This is a genomic window from Actinacidiphila guanduensis, assembly GCF_900103985.1.
Lineage (GTDB): Bacteria > Actinomycetota > Actinomycetes > Streptomycetales > Streptomycetaceae > Actinacidiphila > Actinacidiphila guanduensis.
In genome coordinates, this window is sequence record NZ_FNIE01000012.1 from 240,947 (window position 1) to 259,529 (window position 18,583).

Sequence of the window (18,583 nt, forward strand, 5' to 3'; positions counted from 1 at the left end):
GCCAGCAGCTGGGCACGACGGCCGACGACCGCACCGGTGCCCAGCCGGATGCTTCCGGCAGGGTGGTCAGAGGCGGCCCCGTCGCGGGCGGCCGGGTTCTTCCAGGCGTTGACGAGGGGGTTGTCGCTCATCGGACGTTCTCCTTCTCGGGGTCGGGGTGGGCGGATGCGGGGCCGGCGACTGCAACAGCAGTACCGAGGGGACACGGGGCCCGAAGCCGAGCCGCAGCAACTCGTGCCCGATGCCGGCCAGACCGGTCAGCAGCCCCGGGCTGCTGACCGAGTCGGGCGTCCCGCAGCGCGGACCGAACCGGTCCAGTGCGGACAGTAGCGCGGCAGCGCGGGGCAGGGCCGCGCCGGGGCCCGCGCTGCCCGGGCCGGTCGCGGCGAGAAGCAGGTCGAGGGCGCCGGCCTCTCCGTGGCACAGGCTGTGGTCGCCCGCGGTCGGAGCGGCGGACCGCTCGACCACGTCATTCAGCAGCCCGGTCAACTCGGGGACGTCCGCCGCGGGCCCGCTGTCGGCGATCGCCAGCGCGGCGCCTGACGCTTCGTCGCACCAGCCGGTCCCGACCGGGGCCGTCGCGCACCGGGCCGCCGCGGTGCGCAGCGTCGCCAGGCCGGCTGAAGCGTGCCCGGGGCCGCCGCCGGCCGCGGCGAACCGCAGCAGCGCCCACCCCACGCCGGCGGCCCCGGTGCTGAAGCCGCCGGCAGGCAGGCCCCCGGGTGCCTGGGCGGCGAGCCGGTCGGCGCAGGCCCGGGCGGTGCGGGCGGCCGTCGCCGACCCCGTGGCCTGCTGTACGGCGAGCATCGCCGCCAGGCAGCCGGCGTCGCCGTCGAGGACCCCGGGCTGCGCGTCGGCGCCGGCCGCGGCCGTGGCCGCGGCGGCCAGGTCCACGGCCGTGGCGGCCCAGCCGGCCACCTCCGTGTCGTCCAGCAGGCCGGCGAGCAGGGTGAGCGCGTAGGCGATGCCGCCCAGGCCCGCGAAGCCCGCGCCGACGGCGTGCAGGTCGGCCGGCCGGCCGGCCAGCGAGGCGAGCAGATCCGGCAGCGGGGCCAGCGCGCGTCGCGCGACCGAGGTGTACCGCTCGGTGCCGGTGAGGTCGGCGAGCTGCGCCAGGAAGAGCGCCGTGCCGCAGTAGCCGTGGGGCAGCCCCGCGCCCTGTGGCCGGACCGCCCAGATCCGGTCGTCCAGGGGCTCCAGGCACAGCCAGTTGACGCGTCGGCCGTCGTCCTGCGCGCGGGCCAGGATGCGGTCGGCGATGCCGCAGGCGGCGAAGAGCATCCGTTCGGCGTCGGGCACGGTGGCGGCAGGCTGGCCGGGCGGCGCGGCGGAGGTGCGCGGTCCGTTGCCGCGGCGGCGGGTCGCAAGTGTCGCGCGGATCACCCACTCCTGGTCGAAGCGATCCGTGTCGCCCATCATGGCGACGCGGTGCTCGGCACGGGCCAGGCCGCACTCGGCGACCAGGCCGTCGACCGTCAACGGGCCGATCGCCAGGTCCGTCGCCCCGGGGGAGCAGACGGCCACGGGTACGTCACCCGCCCACAGTTCGGCCAGTTCGGCGCCCGACAGGGTGCGCAGCCCCTGGCCGCCGGCCGAGTCGCGCCACAGCACGTCGAAGAGCCGCTCCCGGTCCAGGGCTTCGCGCAGTACGTCCGGATGGGTGGACTCGTCCAGCAGGTTCGCGTACCAGCGGGTGGGGCGTAGTACCGCCCGCGTCACGTCCCGCGTGAAGCGGGCGAGCAGGCCGCCGGGGCCGATCAGTTCCGTACGGTGTCCGGCGATCGCGTCGTAGCCCGCCCGGAAGCCGGCGACCAGCGGCTCCACGTGGAGCGAGGGATCGGCTTCCGCGTCGCGCAGCCGGGGCCGGTTCGCCGAGCCGCGGAACATCCCGACGGTCCTGACCAGGCGCATGGTGTCCGTTCCCGGTGCCGACCAGCCGGTCACCTCCTCAGGCAGCGGGGTGTCCCGGTCGCCGCCGAGGCCGGAGATGTCCAACGCGCCGTGTTCGCCGACCAGGAAGAGCGGCAGGAGCGCGGTCCGCGCGACCGACGCCGTCAGCGCCGCCTGCGCCGGGTCCGCGCAGGCGTGCCGGTGCAGTTCGGGATGGAAGAGCGTCTCCAGGTCCACCAGGACGGGCTGGTCCGCGCTGGCGACCAGGTTCTCGAAGTGCATGTCGGTGGCGCCGAGCGCGTGGATCAGCGCCAGCAACGCGCCGAGCCGCCAGTAGAAGCGCTGCACGTCGGCCGGGCCCGCGCACGGTGCGGCTGGGGCGTACTCCACCCAGCCGTAGCCCGGTCGGCCGAGAACGGCCAGACGGCGCAGGTCCAGGCCGGCCAGGTGGGAGTTGAGCCAGCCGCAGGCGTCGTTGAAGTGCTCGTGCACGCTCAGCGGGCGGGGCTTGAACACGACTTTGGCGCCGTGCTCGAAGGACAGTACGGCGACCGCCCGGCCGCCTTGGTGCCGGTCGCCGGCGCTTGTGTCCACCTGGACCAGCCGGCCGGGGTCGACGCCGGCGAGGAGCTTTTCGACCACGTCGGCCCGGTCGTCGGCGAAACGCCCGAGCAACTCGTTCCACGCGTTCACGGCCTGGTCGCAGCACTGCGCCAGCAGCCTGGCCAGGACCGGGTACTCGGTGACCAGGGCGCGCAGCGCGGACCGCGCGGAAGCCTGTCGGACGAAGTCGCAGAACCGCAGTTCCGCAGTGTCGCCGCGCAACTGCCCGCGTTCCCGGAGGACGTTGAGTTCCAGCACCAGGGTCCGGCGGGCGAGCTGCACCAGCGCCCTGCCCAACCGGTCGGTGAAACAGTCCCTGACCGCCGCCAGGTCGGCCGGCCCGTCGGTACCGCGCCGGCCGATGGTCATCAGCAGCCGCTCGGCCGCCGCCTCGGTGAACGGCGCGAGCACCGCGGCGAAGCCCGCCGACCAGGAGCCGACGGCAGGCAACGGCGGGTCGAGCGGAGCCCGCGCCAGCGCGTCCTCGACCGTGGCGACCCACGCGGGCCTGCCGATCCTGCCGGCCAGGGCCGCGGGCTCCTCGGCGAGCAGGGCGCTCAGCCCCTCCTCGTCCAGCCCGGTGTCCGCCAGCCGGGTCCGCAGCAGCGCGGGCGAGGAGTACGCGGACTGCCACGTCCGGGCCGGGTCGGCGGTGCCGGCGGGCGTCGGAGGTGGCGGCAGACGCTCGGCGAGAGCCACGCCGCCGACCCACCAGGTCTGCGGATCCATCATGCCCGCGATCGTGCCACTGGCGGCCCGCGCTTCCTATGGGGGCCGGCCCCCATATTCCGGCGGGAGCGGGGCCCGCGGCCGGCCGGCGCGGCGGAATACGGGGGCCGGTCCCCATAGGAAGCCGGTGCGCGGCGGCCGATGCTCGGAGCACCCCGACGACGGTCTCGGTGCGGCCGAGCACGGAGGCGGTCGGCCGGAGCCCGGCGCCGCCCCGGAACGCCCTGCCGAGGACGGCGCGGGCACGCCCCGGGGGATGGGCGCGCGGGAGACCGTTTTCCCCGCTCGGACCATGCGGTCCGGGCTCCTCTTGTCACAGATGGGATGTGCGATGAGCGAGGTTCAACTGAGTTCGGAGGAACGGCGCCGGTTCGGTGCCCTGGTGGCGCAGGTGTGGAGCGACAGCGACCTCGCGGCGCGCTACGCCTCCGAGCCGCTGGTCGTCCTGGCCGAGCACGGCATCGTGTCGGCGGAGCCGCTGGAGGTGCCGGCTGCGCCGGTGGAGGAGATCGACGACGAGGCGCTGGGCCTGCTCAGCGCGGTCGGCGGTCTCGCGCCCGCCTGCTGCGGGTCGGCGAGCTCCGTCTCGTGCCCCGGCTGCACGGCGAGCACTTTCGGCTGCGGCAACTGCTGAGTCACATCGCTGCGCCGGGGGTCGGACGGGGAGCCCCTGTGCTCCCCGTCCGACCCCCGGGCCCCGGAACCCCGACGCCCAGGGCGGCACGGGTTCGTAGGACACGGATCACCGCTCGCTGTGTGTGCCGGTCCTCCCCCTGCCCGGACCGAGCGCGGTCCGGGCGTCCCCGCCACAGATGGGATGCGCGATGAGCGAAGTCCGACTCACTTCCGAGGAACGGCGCCGGTTCGGCGCACTGGTGGCCGATGTGTGGAACGACGGCGACCTCGCGGCGCGCTACGCGGCCGAGCCGCTGGCGGTGCTCGCTGAGCGCGGCATCGTGTCGGCGGAGCCGCTGGAGGTGCCGGCTGCTCCGGTGGAGGAGATCGACGACGAGGCGCTGGGCCTGCTCAGCGCGGTCGGCGGTCTCGCGCCCGCCTGCTGCAGCTCGGCGACGACCATCGCCTGCATCGGCTGTGTCATGACGGCCTGCTGACCGGCGGCACATCACGGTCGGACGTGGGCCGCCCCGCGTCCGACCACCTCACGCGCAGTTAGGAGTGATCGATGGCGGGCACGGCGAACACCGAAGGCAGCCGGGCGAGTTCGAGGGACGGGGCGGGTACGGACGGTGGTGCGGGTGCGGCTGTCGGCCCTGCCGCCGCGGCCAACACGGTCGTTCCGGGTGACGACGCCGAACGGCGGCACGCGGTCGGCGAGATCATGGCACGGTTGCGGGGAGACCGCGCCCCGGTGGGCGGGACCTTCCACCGCACGCCCGCCGAACTGGCCCGCATCGCACCGGTGGTGGCCGTCGCGCCCGGTCTGACCGTGGTCACCGCAGCGCGCGAGGCGCGGGCGCTGCTCGCGGACCCGCGGCTGCTCGTCGGCTCCGACGAACCCGCCGTGCCCGCCGTACGGGTCAGCCCCGTCGGCGAGATCGACGCGCTCTACCACGCCATGTTCAGCCTTCAGGACGGCGCGTCGCACGCGCGGCTGCGCCAGGTGGTCGCGCCGTACTTCTCACTTGGAGCGGCGCAGGCGACGGAACCCGCGATCACCGCGCTTGTCGAGCGGACCTGGGACGAGGCCGTGTCGGCGGGCTCCGGCTCCGTTTCCGCGGCGGGCGCGACCGAATCCGGATCCGAAGGCGCGTCCGGCCCTGTGGCCGCCGAACACGAGCCGGCACCGGCCGGGTTCGACCTCGTCGCGGCCTTCGCGGACCCGCTGCCGATCCGGCTGGCCCGCACGACGATGGGGCTGCCCGTCGAGGACGAGCCGCAACTCATGTCGTGGGCGCGGCTGTTGCGCGACCAGCTCAGCCCACAGCAGACCGGCGGCGTGGCACCCGACGTCGAGCGGGCCGCCGTGGCCGGGACGGCCCGACTGCGCGGGTACGCCGAGCGCGCTATCGCCGAGGCGGCCGACGGCCCGCTCCATGCGATCGCGGCGGCCTCGCGCGCGGGAAACATCCGACCGCACGAAGCCGTGGGGCTGTTCGTGCTGCTCCTCGTCAATGGTCTGGAGACGCTGAGCCAGGCCCTGGTGCAGGCCGTACGTGTGGTCGCCGCGGACCCGGCGTGGCTCGCGGCCGTGCGCGCGCGACCGGCCACCGCCCTCGACGCGTTCCGCGCCGCCCTGCGCACAGAACCGCCGCTGCGCATGCTGGCCCGGCGGGCCGGCTGCCCCGTCACCATCGGCGGCAGCCGACTGGCCCTCGGCGGGACCGCCGTCGTCCTGCTGGCCGCCGCGGTCGCCGAGGACGCCGAGCGCGCCCCGGGCCCGCCCGGAGCACCGGGCCCCCGGGCCCGGCAGGACGGCGCGCTGGCCTACGGGCACGGCAAGCACGTCTGCCTCGGCCGCCATCACGCAGATCTCGTCGGGGCGGCTGTGTTGCGCCATCTTGCCGCCCGCTGCGCCCGGGTGGACCTGCTCCCTGGAGCGAGGCCGCACCGGCACGTCCCTGTGAACGGCTACGCGTACCTCCCCGTACGCCCGGTCCCGCACGCCGCTGACCCCTTTACCCGCGAACGGAGTGCCTGATATGGCCGATACGGCCGATACGGCCGAGAAGGGGCTGCCCGTCCTCCCACCCGCGCCGGACGATGCCCGGTCCGGGCGGGTCCTGGCGCCCGGACGACCGGCAGGACGGGCGGAGCCGCCGCCCCGCCGCTCCGACGCGACCGACGGTGCCGAGCGCCCCGTAACCGCCGCGGACGGGGTCGACGGCGCCCTCCGTTCCGAACCGGACCCGCACACAGGCCAGGACCTCGCCGGCGACCCGGACGAAGACCTGGACGACGACACCGACGCCGCGGCGGACAGACGCCTCGCCCTCGCCGCCCGCACCGCCGGGGAACGGATCCGGCTGGTGCCGAGCGGCTACGCCCTGGCCCTGAGCATGATCCTGGTCGCGCTGTTCGGCCTGGTGAGCTGGTCGGTGTTCGGAACCGTGCCCAGCTCCGTGCACCTCACCGGCGTCCTCGTGCACGGCGACGGCCCGAGCCCGGTGCCCGCGCCCGCCGCCGGAACCGTTGTCAGTGTCGCGGTGCGGCCCGGACAGGCGGTGCGGCGCGGCGAGAAGGTCGCCGTCGTGCAGACCGCGTCCGGGCGCCGCAGCCCCGTCACGGCGACCGCCGAGGGCACAGTGCTCGGCGTGGTGTCCGCGCCCGGCACGGCGGTGGCGCCGGGGACGCCGGTCGTGTCGGTCGACCTCAGCGACGGCGGCCTCACCGGCTGGCTCTTCGTCAGGGCCGACCGGGGCTACCCGGCTGCCGCCGGTTCCTCCGTGACCGCGCGGCTGTCCTCGGGCGACTCCGTGGTCACCGTGGACGGCACGGTCCGCGGCATCGGGAGCTATCCGATGACCGGGAGCGAGATCAGCCGCATGCTCGGCGGCCTGCCCGCTCGGCTCGCCGTGTCCGGTGACGGACCGTACCGGCTGGTCACCGTGTCGATGCGGGCCCTCGGCGTGACCGGCTCCGCGCACCTGGCGCTGAGCGGTCAGGAGTCCTCCGAGGTCCCCGCGCTCATCCCGCTGGTCGCCGACGTGCGCACCGGGTCCGTACGGCCGATCGACGCGCTGGTGGGGGGCCACTGATGCGCTCTGCGCCCCTCGCGCTCGGCCGCCGCGTCCGCCGTGTGCCGTACGTGCCGCAGACCGAGGAGACGGACTGCGCTCCCGCGTGCCTGGCGTCCGTGCTCGCCTGCCACGGCCGCCGGGTCCCGCTGCGTGAACTGCGGGAGGCGACCGGCGCGTCACGGGACGGCGTGGACGCGCTCACGCTGGTGCGCGCCGCGCGCGGATACGGTCTCGCCGCACGGGCCGTGCGGGTGACCACCACGTGGCGCGACGGCCGTGCGGAGGTCACCGGCCTTGCCGACCTCCCGCTGCCGGTCATCGTTCACCTGAGGGACCGTCATTTCATGGTGCTGGAGCGCGTGTCCGGCGGCACGGCGACCCTGGTCGACCCCGCGCTCGGCCGGCACCGCCGACCGGTCGCCGACCTCGCCCCCGACCTGAGCGGCATCGTGCTGGTCGCCGAACCGGGCCCGCACTTCCGGCCCGGCGGCGCGCGGGCCGGCACACTGCGCCGGATCGCCGGGCTGCTCGCCGGGCAGTGGACCGGGGTGCTCGTCGCGGTCCTGCTCAGCCTGGTGGCGTGCGCGGCCGGACTGGCGCTCGCGATGGTGCTGAAGCTGCTGGCCGGCGCGCTGCTGGCCGGCGGCTCGGCCGGACAACTGCAATTCGGCGCGGCGCTGTTGGCGACGGGCGTGCTGGCCGGGGGAGTGGCCGCCGCGCTCAACCAGATACTCGGCAGGTTCCAGATCCGGCAGTCGCTGACGCTGTCGGTCGACTTGGTGTGGCGGCTGCTGCACATCGAGGGTGCCGCGCTGCTGCGCCGCGAGCCGGGGGCGATGGCCAGTCGTGTGCAGTCCGCGGACGCCTTCGCGCAGGGCCTGATCTACCAGGTCGTGCCGGGACTCGCCGCCGTGGTCAACGCGGCCCTGATCGGCGTGGTGATGGTGCACGAGGACCGGGTGGTCGGTCTGACCGCGGTCGGCCTGGGCCTGCTCGCCGTCGCGATCCCGGTGTTCAGCTGGCACCGGCAGGCGGCCGCAGCCGTGATCGAACAGCGGCTCACCATGCGCCGCGACGCCGTCGGCTTCGCCGTGATGCGGTCGATCGACGCGGTCAAGGGAAGTGGCGGGGAGGCCGAGGTGGCCGGCTACTGGACCTCGCGGCACGCCGTCGCGGTCCGCGCGAGCGCGCTGCACACCCGGCAGCAGCAGGGCATCAACAGCGCCGCCGCGGTCCTCGCGGTCGGTGCAGCGGGCGCGGTGGCCCTCGTCTCCGCGCCCCGGATCCTGGCGACGCACATGACCTTCGGCTCCCTCTTCGCCATCCAGAGCCTGACCGGGTCCTTCGTCGCCGCGGCGTCCGCGGTCGTGCTCGGACTGCTCCAGATCCCGGGGCTACGTACCCAACTCGATGTCCTGGATGACCTGTTGGGTGAACGGAGCGACGTGGGCGCGGTCCGTGAGGTGGGTGAGGACACCGGGGAACGGCTCGCTGGACACCTGCGGCTGGAGGGTGTGACGGCCGGGTACACCCCCGCCCGGCCCGCCCTGCGCGACGTGGACCTGACCGTCCGCGCGGGGGAGTGGCTGGCCGTGACCGGCCCGACCGGCGCGGGCAAGACGAGTCTGGCCCGGCTGCTGGCGGGCGTGCTCCAACCCCAGGACGGACAGGTGCTGTTGGACGGCCGGCCGGCGCGCAGCTGGCCGCGCGGCGTGCTCGTGCGCAGCGTCGCCTGGGTCGACCAGAACATCGAGCTGTTCGCGGGCACCGTCGCCGACAACCTCACGCTGTGGGACGACGACACCGCCCCCGGGGCCCTCGACCGCGCGCTGCACGACGCCTGCCTCGACGAGGTGATCGCCCGCCGTGGCGGTCCGCACGCCGCCGTCGTGACCGAGGGCGGGGACAACTTCAGCGGCGGTGAGCGGCAGCGGCTGGAGGTCGCCCGCGCCCTCCTCACCGACCCTTCGATCTTGATCCTCGACGAGGCCACCGGCGCTCTCGACCGCGCGGTGGAGCGGGAGTTGTTCGCCCGGCTGCGCCGCCGCGGGGTGACGGTGATCATGCTCGCGCACCGCCGCTCGGCGGTGGACGTCTGCGACAGGGAGGTGGTCGTGCGCGGTGGCACGCTGAGGGAGGCGCAGCCGCCGGCCGGCGACCTGGACGGTGGCGGCCCGGACAATGGCGGCTCGGGGTCTGCCGCGCCGGATGGCCCCGCCGCCGCGCCCGGCGCCCCCCGGGTCGGCGGCGACCCCGGCACCTCAGGCCCCGCGATCGCCGACCTCGCACCCGCCCCGGGGAGGGCCACCACCCCTGGCCCGAAGCGGACCGGCCCCGGTTCCCCCGGCGCACACGAGGAGCGCCGCGGAGCCGCCGAGGGCGACGCGGACCGGACCGAGGTGGGGGTGCGATGAACACCGACACGGCCGGACTCTTCGCCCCCCTCGACCTGTTCACCGCCGCCGGGGCCGTGGCGGCCTCCTCCGCGGCCCCGCTCGACGACTGCTGCCGCCTGCTCGCGGCACACCTCGGCGTCTCCCCCGCGCCGCCGTCCACGTCCACCGGGCAGCCCGGGGCCGCGGCGGACGCCGCGGCGCAGCGCTTGGAGCAGTACGGCCTGCGCGGGCGTCCGGTCCGCCTCGGCGCGGACCGGCGCCGCGACGGCCTGCACCCGCTGCTCGGCTTCTGGAAGGACGGCGCCCCCGTGGCGCTGCTGCCCGGCGGGCGGCGCGGATACCGCCTGGTGGATCCGGAGTTCGGCGAGTTCTCCGACTGGGACGACGCCACGGCCGCTGACCTCGCCCCGTGGGCGTTCGAGGTCACCGTGCCGCTGCCGACCGGCCGACTGCGCGACGTCCTCGGTCATGCCCGGCGCCGCGGCGACCTCCGGTACCTGACCACGGCCGGCATCGCCGCCGCCCTGCTCGGCGGGCTGCTGCCGACGACCGGGTCCTTGGCGCTGACGGCGGTCCTCGGCCACCGTTCCGGTGCCATCCGCGAACTGGCCGTCCTGAGCGGCTTCGGCCTGGTCGTCTACGCCGGGCTGGTGCTGCTGCGCAACCTCGCCGTCGCCCGGGTGGAGTCCTACGCCGAGGCCGTCCTGGGACCGGCGATCCTGGACCGGCTGCTGCGGGCCCGCGCCTGGCGGCTGGGTGAATACTCCGCCGGGGACCTGGTGGTGCGGCTGGCCGGGGTGGACACGATCCGCCGGATGCTGGGCACGGTCACCCTCTCCGCCGCGCTCAACCTCGTCTTCGGCGTGACCAGCCTCGTGGTGCTCGCCGTCCTCGAACCGCTCGCGAGCATCCCCGCCATCGGCGCCGTGCTCCTCGCGGTGCTGCTCGTCACCCGCTTCGGCCGTCGTCAACTCCACCACGACCGGCAGGTGTTCGACGCATACGGACGGGCGTCCGGCACCCTGCTGGAGATCATCCGCGGCCTGGACAAGATCCGTGTCGCCGGCCGCGAGGAGCACGCCTTCCGCCGCTGGCTGGCGGTCTTCGCGGAGCAGAAGCGTGCCGACCTGCGCGCCGCAGGATGGCAGTCGGCCACCGCCGGGCTGCTCGGCACCCTGCCCGCCGTGCTCTACGCCCTCCTGCTCGAGGGCCCGCACCTGCTCGGCGGCGGCCTCGGCCCCGGCCGGCTGCTGGCCGTGAACATCGCGCTGTCGCAGTTCGTGATGGCCGTGGCCCAGGCCGGTACCCTCGGCACCGCCGCGTACGGGGCCGTGCCCGTGATCGACCGGATCCTCGAGGTGGTCCGGTTGGAACAGGAGCCGTCCGGCGCCGTTCCCGATCCCCCGGGCACCGTGTCGCTGCATGGCGTGACCGTACGCGCCCCTGACGGCGCGGAGTTGTTGCACGAGGTGAACCTGACGGCCGGCGCGGGCGAACTCGTCGGGGTGGTGGGTCCCTCCGGTGCGGGCAAGTCCACCCTGGTGCGCGCCATGCTCGGCCTCGCACCGTGCGCGCAGGGCGAAGTCCGGTTCGACGGAAGGGAACTGGAGGGTCTGGACGCGGTCGCGGTGCGGCGCTCGCTCGCCGCCGTGCTCCAGGACGCCAGCACGGCGGGCGGCGATATCCGTGCCACCGTCGCGGGCGGTCGCCCGGCTGTCGACGACGCCGAGATCTGGCGGGCGCTGGCCATCGTCGGACTCGCGCAGGAGGTGCGGGCCATGCCGATGGGGCTGTTCACCCCGGTCGGAACCGGCAGTCGCATGGTCTCCGGCGGTCAGCGCCAGCGGATGCTGATGGCCCGCGCGCTCGCCGGTCACCCCCGGCTGCTGGTCCTGGACGAGGCCACCAGCGGTCTCGACGGCCCCACTGAGAAGGCCCTGCTCGACCGGGTCGCCGCCACCGGCGTCACCCGCGTCGTGGTCACCCACCGGGTCGAGACGCTGCGCGCAGCCGACCGCATCGTGGTCCTCGACGCCGGCCGCGTCGTCGCCACGGGCGACTTCGCCACGCTCCAGGCCGGGTGCTCGGTCTTCGCGACCCTCGTCCATGCCGCGGGACCCGCCGCCGAACCCGCCCCGCAGCCCCTTGCGGACGGCCCCGGCTCCGGTGCCCACCGGCCCGCATCCGTACCTGTACCCGTCGCCACCCCGCCAGGAGGCACCGCATGACCGAGGTGGACCGCCCGGCGCGCCTCACGCTCCCGCCCGACGTGGCCGAGCTGCTGATACGGGTCACCACCGCCGGCGCGACACCGTACGACCGGCTGCGCTCACCCGCCGCGACGCCCGGCACGGCCGGCACCAGGCGGCGCGCGGAGCAGTGGGCACTGGCCGCGGCCGGCACCCGCGACCTGCATGCACCCCAGGTGCGCGCCGCGCTGGCCACCGGGGTGCTCGGCAGCGCCGACCCGCTCGCCGCGCTCGCCGACCTCGACCCGGGGCGCATCGTCGAACCGCCCCGATGGGCCGTCGAGCTGGGCGAGCTGCTGATCGCCCTGCCCGAGCAGTCGGTGGGAGACCAGGGGCTGCGCGCGCCGCAACGGACCCTGCACGACGCGCTGGAGACCCTGCTCCGGCGCGACCTGGACCGTCTCGCCGCGCAGGGCACGGAACTCGACGTGTCCGACAGCGCCGTGACGGACCTCGCGGCCCAGGGAACCGACCGGGTGGGCGTGGTGGCCGGGCCCAGCCTCGACTTCGACCTGCGGTTCCTGAGCCCGGTCGAGATCGACGGTTCGCGCGGAGACTGGTGCCGTCGGCTGGAGTCGCTGCCGGTTCTCGGCTACCTGATGGGCACCGCCGTGCGCCAATGGCGCGCCGCCACCCGGGAGATGCTGCTGCGGCTCGCCCGCGACCTGCCCCGACTGCGCGCGAAGCTCCTCGGCGGCCGGGCACCCGGCGCGCTCGCGCACGTCCAGGGCGATGCCGGAGATCCGCACGACGACGGCCGCAGTGTGGCCGTCCTGCGTTTTGCCTCCGGCGCCCGCGCCGTCTACAAGCCGCGCGATCTGCGGTGCGCCGCGGCGTACTTCACGCTGCTCGAGCAGATCGAGGACGCCTTCCCCGGCCGTCCCCCGCACCGCAGGGGTCTGGTGCTCGGTGACGGCTACGCGTGGGAGGAGTACATCCCCACCGCCGAGTGCGCTGATCCCGCCGAACTCCCCTCCTACGCACGCCGCTTGGGCCATCTCATCCGGATCTGCACCCTCTTGCAGGGCCGCGACCTGTGGCAGGACAACATCCGGCCGCACGGCGACGTGCCGGTGCTCGTGGACCTGGAGACGCTGGCGCATCCGCGGTTCGCGCCGTCCGGCGACCCGGTCGCCGCGTTCCTCGACGGCACCGTGATGCCGACCGGACTGGTCACCGCCCCGGTGGTCCTCGGCCCCGGCGAGCCGGCCGTCGACGTCGGCTCGTGCAGTCCCGCCGACCGCAAGCGGATGCCCTATCGTCCTGGCGTGCCCCGGCTCGCCGCCGCCGGGCGCGATCTCGGCCTCAGCGACGGGCTGTTGACCTGGCAACCGGAGAGCATGGCGTGGTCCGGCACCCGGACCCTCGATCCTCGGGAACACGTCGACGAGGTCGCCGAGGGCTACCGCGAGGCCGGGTCAGTGCTCGCCGCGCGGGCCGAACGGCTGCTCGCCGAGGACGGGGCCGCGCACGCCTTCGCCGGGACCGTGGTGCGGGTGATGTGGTCCGGGACCTGGGACGCGTACACGCTGATGCGCGCCGCCGGCTCGCCGAACGTACTGACCGACGCCGGACGGCGCGAGGCGGTCCTCGCGCGCCTCTTCCGGGCCACGGCCGGCGGGCCCGAGCAGAGCGCCAGACGGGCGATGACCGCAGCGGAGATCCACGACCTGCGGCGCCTCGACGTGCCGCTGTACAGGCACGTGGTCGGCGAGGAGGACGTCCTCACGTCGACGGGAGCCCGCGTCCCCGGGCTGCTTGCGCCGCGGGGCGGCTGGTCGTTCCCCGGCCGCCTGCGTCGCCTCGCGCGGGAGTCGGCGACCGCGCAGCGCCGTACGGACGGGGGAGCCGACGCGCCCGACGGGCCCGGCGCCGATCTCGCCGTGCTCTACTCCTGCCAGCACCTGGTGGACGTACACAGCGGCAACCGGCGCCCGGTGCCGCCCCACCCCGTCCGCCGCCCGGCCGTCCCGCCCGCCGCGCTCGTGGCACGCGCCGACGGCCTGCTCGACCGGGTGTGGCGGCGGGCACTGCGGGACGCGGACGGCCGACCCGGGTGGGTGGCCCTGCACCGCGACCCGAGCCTGGGCATCGAGGTGCTGGGTGCGGCCGGACCCGACCTGGCCGAGGGCCTGTCCGGCCTCCTCGTCGCCGCCGCCGAACTCGCCGCCGCCGGCGACCGCGACTGCTGGCTCCCGCGCACCCGCGAACTCGCCGCCGTGATCGCCTTCCACCTGGCCGGCCGGCCCCCGGCGCACGCGGCCGACGGGCCGTCCCCGTCGACGGCCGCCCCCGGCATCGCCCACGCCCTCCGGCGAGCCGCCCTGCTCACGGGCGAAGCGCCCGGACCACGGGTGCTCGGGGACTTCCGCCCGTGCGGTACCGACACGGGTGCCCTCGCCGCCTGGCGCGGCCCCGAACGCCCGGGCGAACCGGCGCTGCTGCCCTCCGCCGCGCTCGCGGATCTGGACAGCACGCGGCTCCTCGCCGAGAGCGAGTTCGCCGCCGTCGTGGCCGGCTCCGAGACCGCGGGGCAAGCCGACCGGCGGCGGGCCCGACGGCAGCTTTCCATGGTGGCGGCGGAGTTGTGCGCGCGGGGCGACTCCGTCGGCTACCTGCCCGACCGGCGCGCGGCGCCCGAGCACCAACTGTCGGTGTTCGACGGCATCCCCGCCGTCGTGCTGGCCCTGCTGCGTGGCGCGGGCCACGCCTACGCGTCCGTGAGCCTGCTCGAACTGCCCACCCGGCACCGCCCGTTGACGGGACCGCCGAATGACACGCGCCGGGGCGGACCCACGCTCGGCCCGACCCGATGAGGAGTGTGCCCATGAATGACGCCACCGACGACGCCGTACCCGCGCGCAAGGTCCTGCGGTTCCGGCCGCACCTGACCGTCGGGATGGTGCCGGCCGACGCCGCCTATCTGTTCGCGGAGGGCGAGACCTACGCCATACCGGGCGCCGTGACCCAGAGCCTGGTGCCGTACCTCGCCGGCAAGCACACCCAGGACGAGATCGTCACCGCGCTCGCCGATACCCATCCGCCCGAGATCGTTTACCACACGCTCGGCAAGCTGCGGGCTCGCGGCTACGTCGTCGAGTGGGACGACTGTGTCGACCCCGTCGCCGCGGCCCTGTGGGAGGGCGGAGGTTTCGTCGGCGACCGGGCACTGGCCGCGGCCACCGCGCTGACCTGCGAGGTCGTGGCCGTGGGTGACGTGGACACCGAGCCGGTCCGGCGCGCCCTCACCGAGGCCGGCATCACCTGCCTGCCCGCGGCGCCGACCGCGGTGAGCGCCGGGACGGCCGAGGACACCGGGACCGCGGAGGCCGCCCGGACCGGTGACGAGGGGAGTACGGGCCGCCCCGCCGCACCCCCCGCCCCGTCCCCCGGTACCCTCCGCGTGGTCCTCGCCGACGACTACCTGCACCCCGCCCTCGCCGAGATCGACCGCACCGCACGGGCCACCGGCCGGCCCTGGCTGCTCGCCCGTCCGGTGGGCACTTCCACCTGGATCGGCCCGCTCTTCGAGCCCGGCACCACCGGCTGCTGGCACTGCCTGGCCTTCCGCCTGCGCCGCAACCGCATGGTCGAGACCTACGTCGAGGAGCGCACCGGTCAGCGGCTGGTGCCGGTGCCCGCAGCTGTCCCGTCCACCAGCCGACTGGCCGCGCAGTCCATCGCGCTGCGGGTCCAGCGCTGGGCGGCGGGCGTCGCGGGCGCGGGCGCCACTGGCGACTCAGGAGAGCAACTCGACGCCGGGCACGGCCACGTGGAGGTGCTGCATCCGCTGGCCGCCTCCACGGTGAAGCACCCGCCGGTCCACCGCGCCCAGTGCCCCGAGTGCGGCGAGGCGGACCTGCAGGCGCGCCTCGGCCGACGTCCGATCACCCTCGCGGCCGAACTCCCGGTGGTCTTCACCGAAGGCGGCTACCGCACCAAGGAACCCGAAGCGTTGATGGCCGAGTTGGAGCAGCTCATCAGCCCGATCACCGGGGTGATCGCGGGCATCGAGACCCCGCGGATCGCCGACACCCGGCTGCCCGACGGCGTGGTGCACACCTGCATCGCCGGCCACAACTTCGCGCTCGGCGCCGTCGGACTCGACGCGCTCCGCGAGGGCCTGCGCAGCCGTGCGTCCGGCAAGGGCAGCACCGCGCTCCAGGCCCGGGTCGGCGCGGTCTGCGAGGCCGTGGAGCGCTACTCCGGCCTCTTCCACGGCGACGAGGCCAGGATCACCGCCACCTACCGGGAACTGGGGGAGCAGGCGATCCACCCCAACAGCCTCGCGCAGTTCAGCGAGCGGCAGTACCGCGAACGCGACCGCTGGAACGCCGGGGACAGCAGCTTCGCGTACGTCGGCGTGCCGTTCGATGAGAACATGCCGCTTGAGTGGTCCCCGATCCACTCCCTCACCGGCGGCCCGACCCGCTACATGCCCACGATGCAGCACTATTACTTCTATCCGAAGCCACACGACAAGATCTACGCCTGGGCCGACTCCAACGGCTGCGCGGCCGGCACGACCCCGGACGACGCGCTGCTCCAGGGCATGATGGAGCTGTTCGAACGCGACGCGGTCGCCATGTGGTGGTACAACCGGGTGCCGCGCCCCGCGGTCGACCTGGACACCTCCGACGACCCCTTCGTGGCGCGCTGCCGTGACGCGTACCGCAGCGTCCGCCGCGAACTGTGGGTGCTCGACGTGACCAACGACCTCGGCGTCCCCGTCTTCGTCGCGGCCTCGCGCCGCACCGACAAGCCAGTCGAAGACATCCTGATGGCGTTCGGCGCGCACCTCGACCCGCGCGTCGCGCTGCGCCGCGCACTGTCGGAGCTCAACCAGTTCCTGCCCGCGGTGGTGGACGTGGCCACGGACGGCAGCGGCTACCGCTTCCCCGACCCCACCCAACTGCGCTGGTGGGCCACCGCTCGCCTCGCCGACCACCCCTACCTCGCACCGGACGCGGCGCGGTCCGCGGTGTCGCTCGACTCGTTCGGCCATCGGCCGAGCCATGACATCGCCCGTGATCTCCGGCACGCGATCGACGTGTGCACGACGGCGGGCCTGGAGACGTACGCGTTGGACTTCACCCGGCCCGACATCGGGCTGCCTGTGATGAAGGCCATCGTGCCGGGACTGCGGCACTTCTGGGCCCGGTTCGCGCCCGGCCGCCTCTACGACGTGCCGGTCGCCCTCGGCTGGCTCGACGCGCCCACGGCGGAGGCCGACCTCAACCCGGTGGCGATGTTCCTGTGACGTCCCCGGCCCCGCCGCACACGAGCGCCCCGCTACCCGCGGCCGTTCCGTCCACCGGAGCGACCTCCGCGCCATCTGCCCCCCTTCTGCAACGAGCCGGGAGACGTCGATGACCAGCGCACCTCCGCACCCTGCGGCGGCCGAGTCCCAGGCCCCGCACCCTGCGGCCGCCACCACGCTCACGCTGCGCCACACCCTGCCCGACGGCGTGACCCTGGCCGCCGCGGACGGCCGCCTCTTCCTGCGCACCGACACAGCCTCCGCCCCACTGGGCTCCGCCGACCCGGTGCTCGCCGAGGCAATGACCCGATTCGCGTCCGGCCTCGACCGAACGGCCGCCGAGGAGTCGCTGCTCGACGATCCCGACCCGGTGCTCTGTGCGCACCGGCTGGCCCGCTTCAACCGGCTCGCCGGCGCGCTGTCCGGCCTGCTACGGCGCCACTTCGACCTCGGCGGCACCGAACTCATCCAGGCCGCGCCCATGACCGGGGCCGCCCCCGCCGCCCCGGCCGACCTCGCCGACAGCACCCCCATACGGCTTTCGCGCGCCGCCTTCCTGCACGCGGTCGGCGGGCGGACGGTCGTCGACTCGGCCTTCACCACCAGCGCGGTCGTCCTCACCGACCCGCGTGTTACCGCGCTGCTCGGCGCGCTGGCCACCGCCGCCCCACTCGCACGGCACGTGGCGGACCAGTCACTCCTGCCGGAGCCCGCCGCCCGCGACCTCGTCCGCTGGCTCGCCGCGTACGGCCTGGTCGTCGCCGCCGACGAGGAGGAGTCCGGCGGCGCGAGGTTCGCCGAGGACACCGGAGTGCTCGGCCAGTGGTCGCCGGTCGACCTGCTGATGCACACCCGCTCCCGCCTCGGCTGGCAGAACACCCCGTATGGCGCCACCTTCCGCCTCCTCGGCGAGGTCGAGCCGCAGCCCGCCGTCCGTCCCCCGCACACCGGCCGCACCGTCGCGCTGTACCGCCCCGCCGAGCTGCGCCTGGCCCCCGACGAGCCGCGCTTCAGCGAGATCCTCGAAGCGCGCCAGTCGATCCGCTCCTACGGCCCGGCGGGCCCCACCGTCCGCCGCCTCGGCGAGTTCCTCTTCCGCACCGCCAGGACCCGGGCCCGCTTCGGCCCCTATCCGGAGCGGCAGATGCCCTACGAGGCCGCGGACCGGCCGTCGCCCAGTGGTGGCGGCTCCCAAGACCTGGAGGTCTACGTCACCGCTCACCGCGTCGAGGGGCTGGAGCGCGCCGTCTACCACTACGACGCGTGGCGCCACGTCCTTGTGGAGGTCTGCGCCGAGGCGGCCACTGTGGACGCGATGCTCGCCGCCGCCACCCTCTCCAAGGGTGGCGAGACCCCCGACGCGGTCCTCACCGTCACCTCGCGCTTCTCCCGACTCGCCTGGAAGTACGAGCGGATCGCCTACGCCACCACGCTGCGGAACGTCGGCGCGCTGTACCAGACTTTCTACCTGGTGGCGACGGCGATGGGCCTGGCCCCGTGCGGGCTCGGCGGCGGCGACAGCGCCCTGGTGGCGCGGGCGATCGGGGTGGACCCGTTCGAGGAGGGCGCAGTCGGCGACTTCGCGCTCGGCAGCCTGCCCACCGGCGCGCTCCTGGACGCCGAGCGCGACCGCGCCACCAGCGGCGACCCGCGCTGGCAGGGCGGGCAGGCACCCGAGTGGTGCCAGGTGCGCCGTACGGTCATCGCCGCGCCGGACGCCTCCGGGACCGCCTGATCCCGCCGACGCCCGCCGCGCTG

The 18,583-nt window shown here is 75.3% G+C and carries 10 protein-coding genes; 9 read left to right on the forward strand and 1 reads right to left on the reverse strand.

What is annotated here, in order from left to right:
* Positions 1–66: 66 nt before the first annotated feature.
* Positions 67–3,225: a type 2 lanthipeptide synthetase LanM family protein gene (locus BLR33_RS25605; RefSeq protein ID WP_093786956.1), complete on the reverse strand. Its 3,159-nt coding sequence runs from the start codon at positions 3,223–3,225 to the stop codon at positions 67–69.
* A 328-nt stretch (positions 3,226–3,553) separates the two neighbouring features.
* Here BLR33_RS25605 and BLR33_RS25610 point away from each other — a divergent pair, with 328 nt between their 5' ends.
* The 9 genes from BLR33_RS25610 (at position 3,554) to BLR33_RS25650 (ending at position 18,560) form a co-directional block, all read left to right on the forward strand.
* Positions 3,554–3,856, forward strand: coding sequence for a hypothetical protein (locus tag BLR33_RS25610; RefSeq protein WP_093786957.1), 303 nt, complete (start codon positions 3,554–3,556; stop codon positions 3,854–3,856).
* Between the two features lie 190 nt (positions 3,857–4,046).
* Positions 4,047–4,334 carry a hypothetical protein gene (locus BLR33_RS25615; protein WP_093786958.1) on the forward strand — a complete coding sequence of 96 codons (288 nt, stop codon included), beginning with the start codon at positions 4,047–4,049 and terminating at the stop codon, positions 4,332–4,334.
* Between the two features lie 71 nt (positions 4,335–4,405).
* Entirely contained in the window at positions 4,406–5,881 is a 1,476-nt protein-coding gene (locus BLR33_RS25620) for a cytochrome P450 (protein WP_093786959.1), read from the forward strand.
* Between the two features lies 1 nt (position 5,882).
* Positions 5,883–6,938, forward strand: coding sequence for an acetyl-CoA carboxylase biotin carboxyl carrier protein subunit (locus tag BLR33_RS25625; RefSeq protein WP_093786960.1), 1,056 nt, complete (start codon positions 5,883–5,885; stop codon positions 6,936–6,938).
* Positions 6,938–9,334 carry an ATP-binding cassette domain-containing protein gene (locus tag BLR33_RS25630; protein ID WP_093786961.1) on the forward strand — a complete coding sequence of 799 codons (2,397 nt, stop codon included), beginning with the start codon at positions 6,938–6,940 and terminating at the stop codon, positions 9,332–9,334. Before BLR33_RS25625 ends, BLR33_RS25630 begins: the two co-directional genes overlap by 1 nt.
* The gene (locus tag BLR33_RS25635) at positions 9,331–11,544 is read left to right on the forward strand and encodes an ATP-binding cassette domain-containing protein (RefSeq protein WP_093786962.1); all 2,214 of its coding nucleotides are present in this window, start codon (positions 9,331–9,333) and stop codon (positions 11,542–11,544) included. Before BLR33_RS25630 ends, BLR33_RS25635 begins: the two co-directional genes overlap by 4 nt.
* Positions 11,541–14,381, forward strand: a complete 2,841-nt coding sequence (locus tag BLR33_RS25640) for a type 2 lanthipeptide synthetase LanM (RefSeq protein ID WP_093786963.1) — start codon at positions 11,541–11,543, stop codon at positions 14,379–14,381. The genes BLR33_RS25635 and BLR33_RS25640 overlap by 4 nt, the downstream gene beginning before the upstream one ends.
* A gap of 11 nt (positions 14,382–14,392) precedes the next feature.
* Positions 14,393–16,825 (forward strand): TOMM precursor leader peptide-binding protein, encoded by a 2,433-nt coding sequence (locus tag BLR33_RS25645; protein WP_093786964.1) that lies wholly within the window; start codon positions 14,393–14,395, stop codon positions 16,823–16,825.
* Positions 16,826–16,934: 109 nt separating this feature from the next.
* A complete protein-coding gene (locus BLR33_RS25650) occupies positions 16,935–18,560 on the forward strand; it encodes a SagB family peptide dehydrogenase (RefSeq protein WP_093786965.1) in 1,626 nt (541 codons plus the stop codon).
* Positions 18,561–18,583: the final 23 nt, after the last annotated feature.

What these genes read in the sequence shown, in the direction of transcription:
- BLR33_RS25620 (WP_093786959.1), top strand. Translation starts at nt 4,406, where the DNA reads ATGGCGGGCACGGCGAACACCGAAGGCAGCCGGGCGAGTTCGAGGGAC.
- BLR33_RS25625 (WP_093786960.1), top strand. Translation starts at nt 5,883, where the DNA reads ATGGCCGATACGGCCGATACGGCCGAGAAGGGGCTGCCCGTCCTCCCA.
- BLR33_RS25610 (WP_093786957.1), top strand. Translation starts at nt 3,554, where the DNA reads ATGAGCGAGGTTCAACTGAGTTCGGAGGAACGGCGCCGGTTCGGTGCC.
- BLR33_RS25630 (WP_093786961.1), top strand. Translation starts at nt 6,938, where the DNA reads ATGCGCTCTGCGCCCCTCGCGCTCGGCCGCCGCGTCCGCCGTGTGCCG.
- BLR33_RS25650 (WP_093786965.1), top strand. Translation starts at nt 16,935, where the DNA reads ATGACCAGCGCACCTCCGCACCCTGCGGCGGCCGAGTCCCAGGCCCCG.
- BLR33_RS25605 (WP_093786956.1), bottom strand. Translation starts at nt 3,225, where the DNA reads ATGATGGATCCGCAGACCTGGTGGGTCGGCGGCGTGGCTCTCGCCGAG.
- BLR33_RS25645 (WP_093786964.1), top strand. Translation starts at nt 14,393, where the DNA reads ATGAATGACGCCACCGACGACGCCGTACCCGCGCGCAAGGTCCTGCGG.
- BLR33_RS25615 (WP_093786958.1), top strand. Translation starts at nt 4,047, where the DNA reads ATGAGCGAAGTCCGACTCACTTCCGAGGAACGGCGCCGGTTCGGCGCA.
- BLR33_RS25635 (WP_093786962.1), top strand. Translation starts at nt 9,331, where the DNA reads ATGAACACCGACACGGCCGGACTCTTCGCCCCCCTCGACCTGTTCACC.
- BLR33_RS25640 (WP_093786963.1), top strand. Translation starts at nt 11,541, where the DNA reads ATGACCGAGGTGGACCGCCCGGCGCGCCTCACGCTCCCGCCCGACGTG.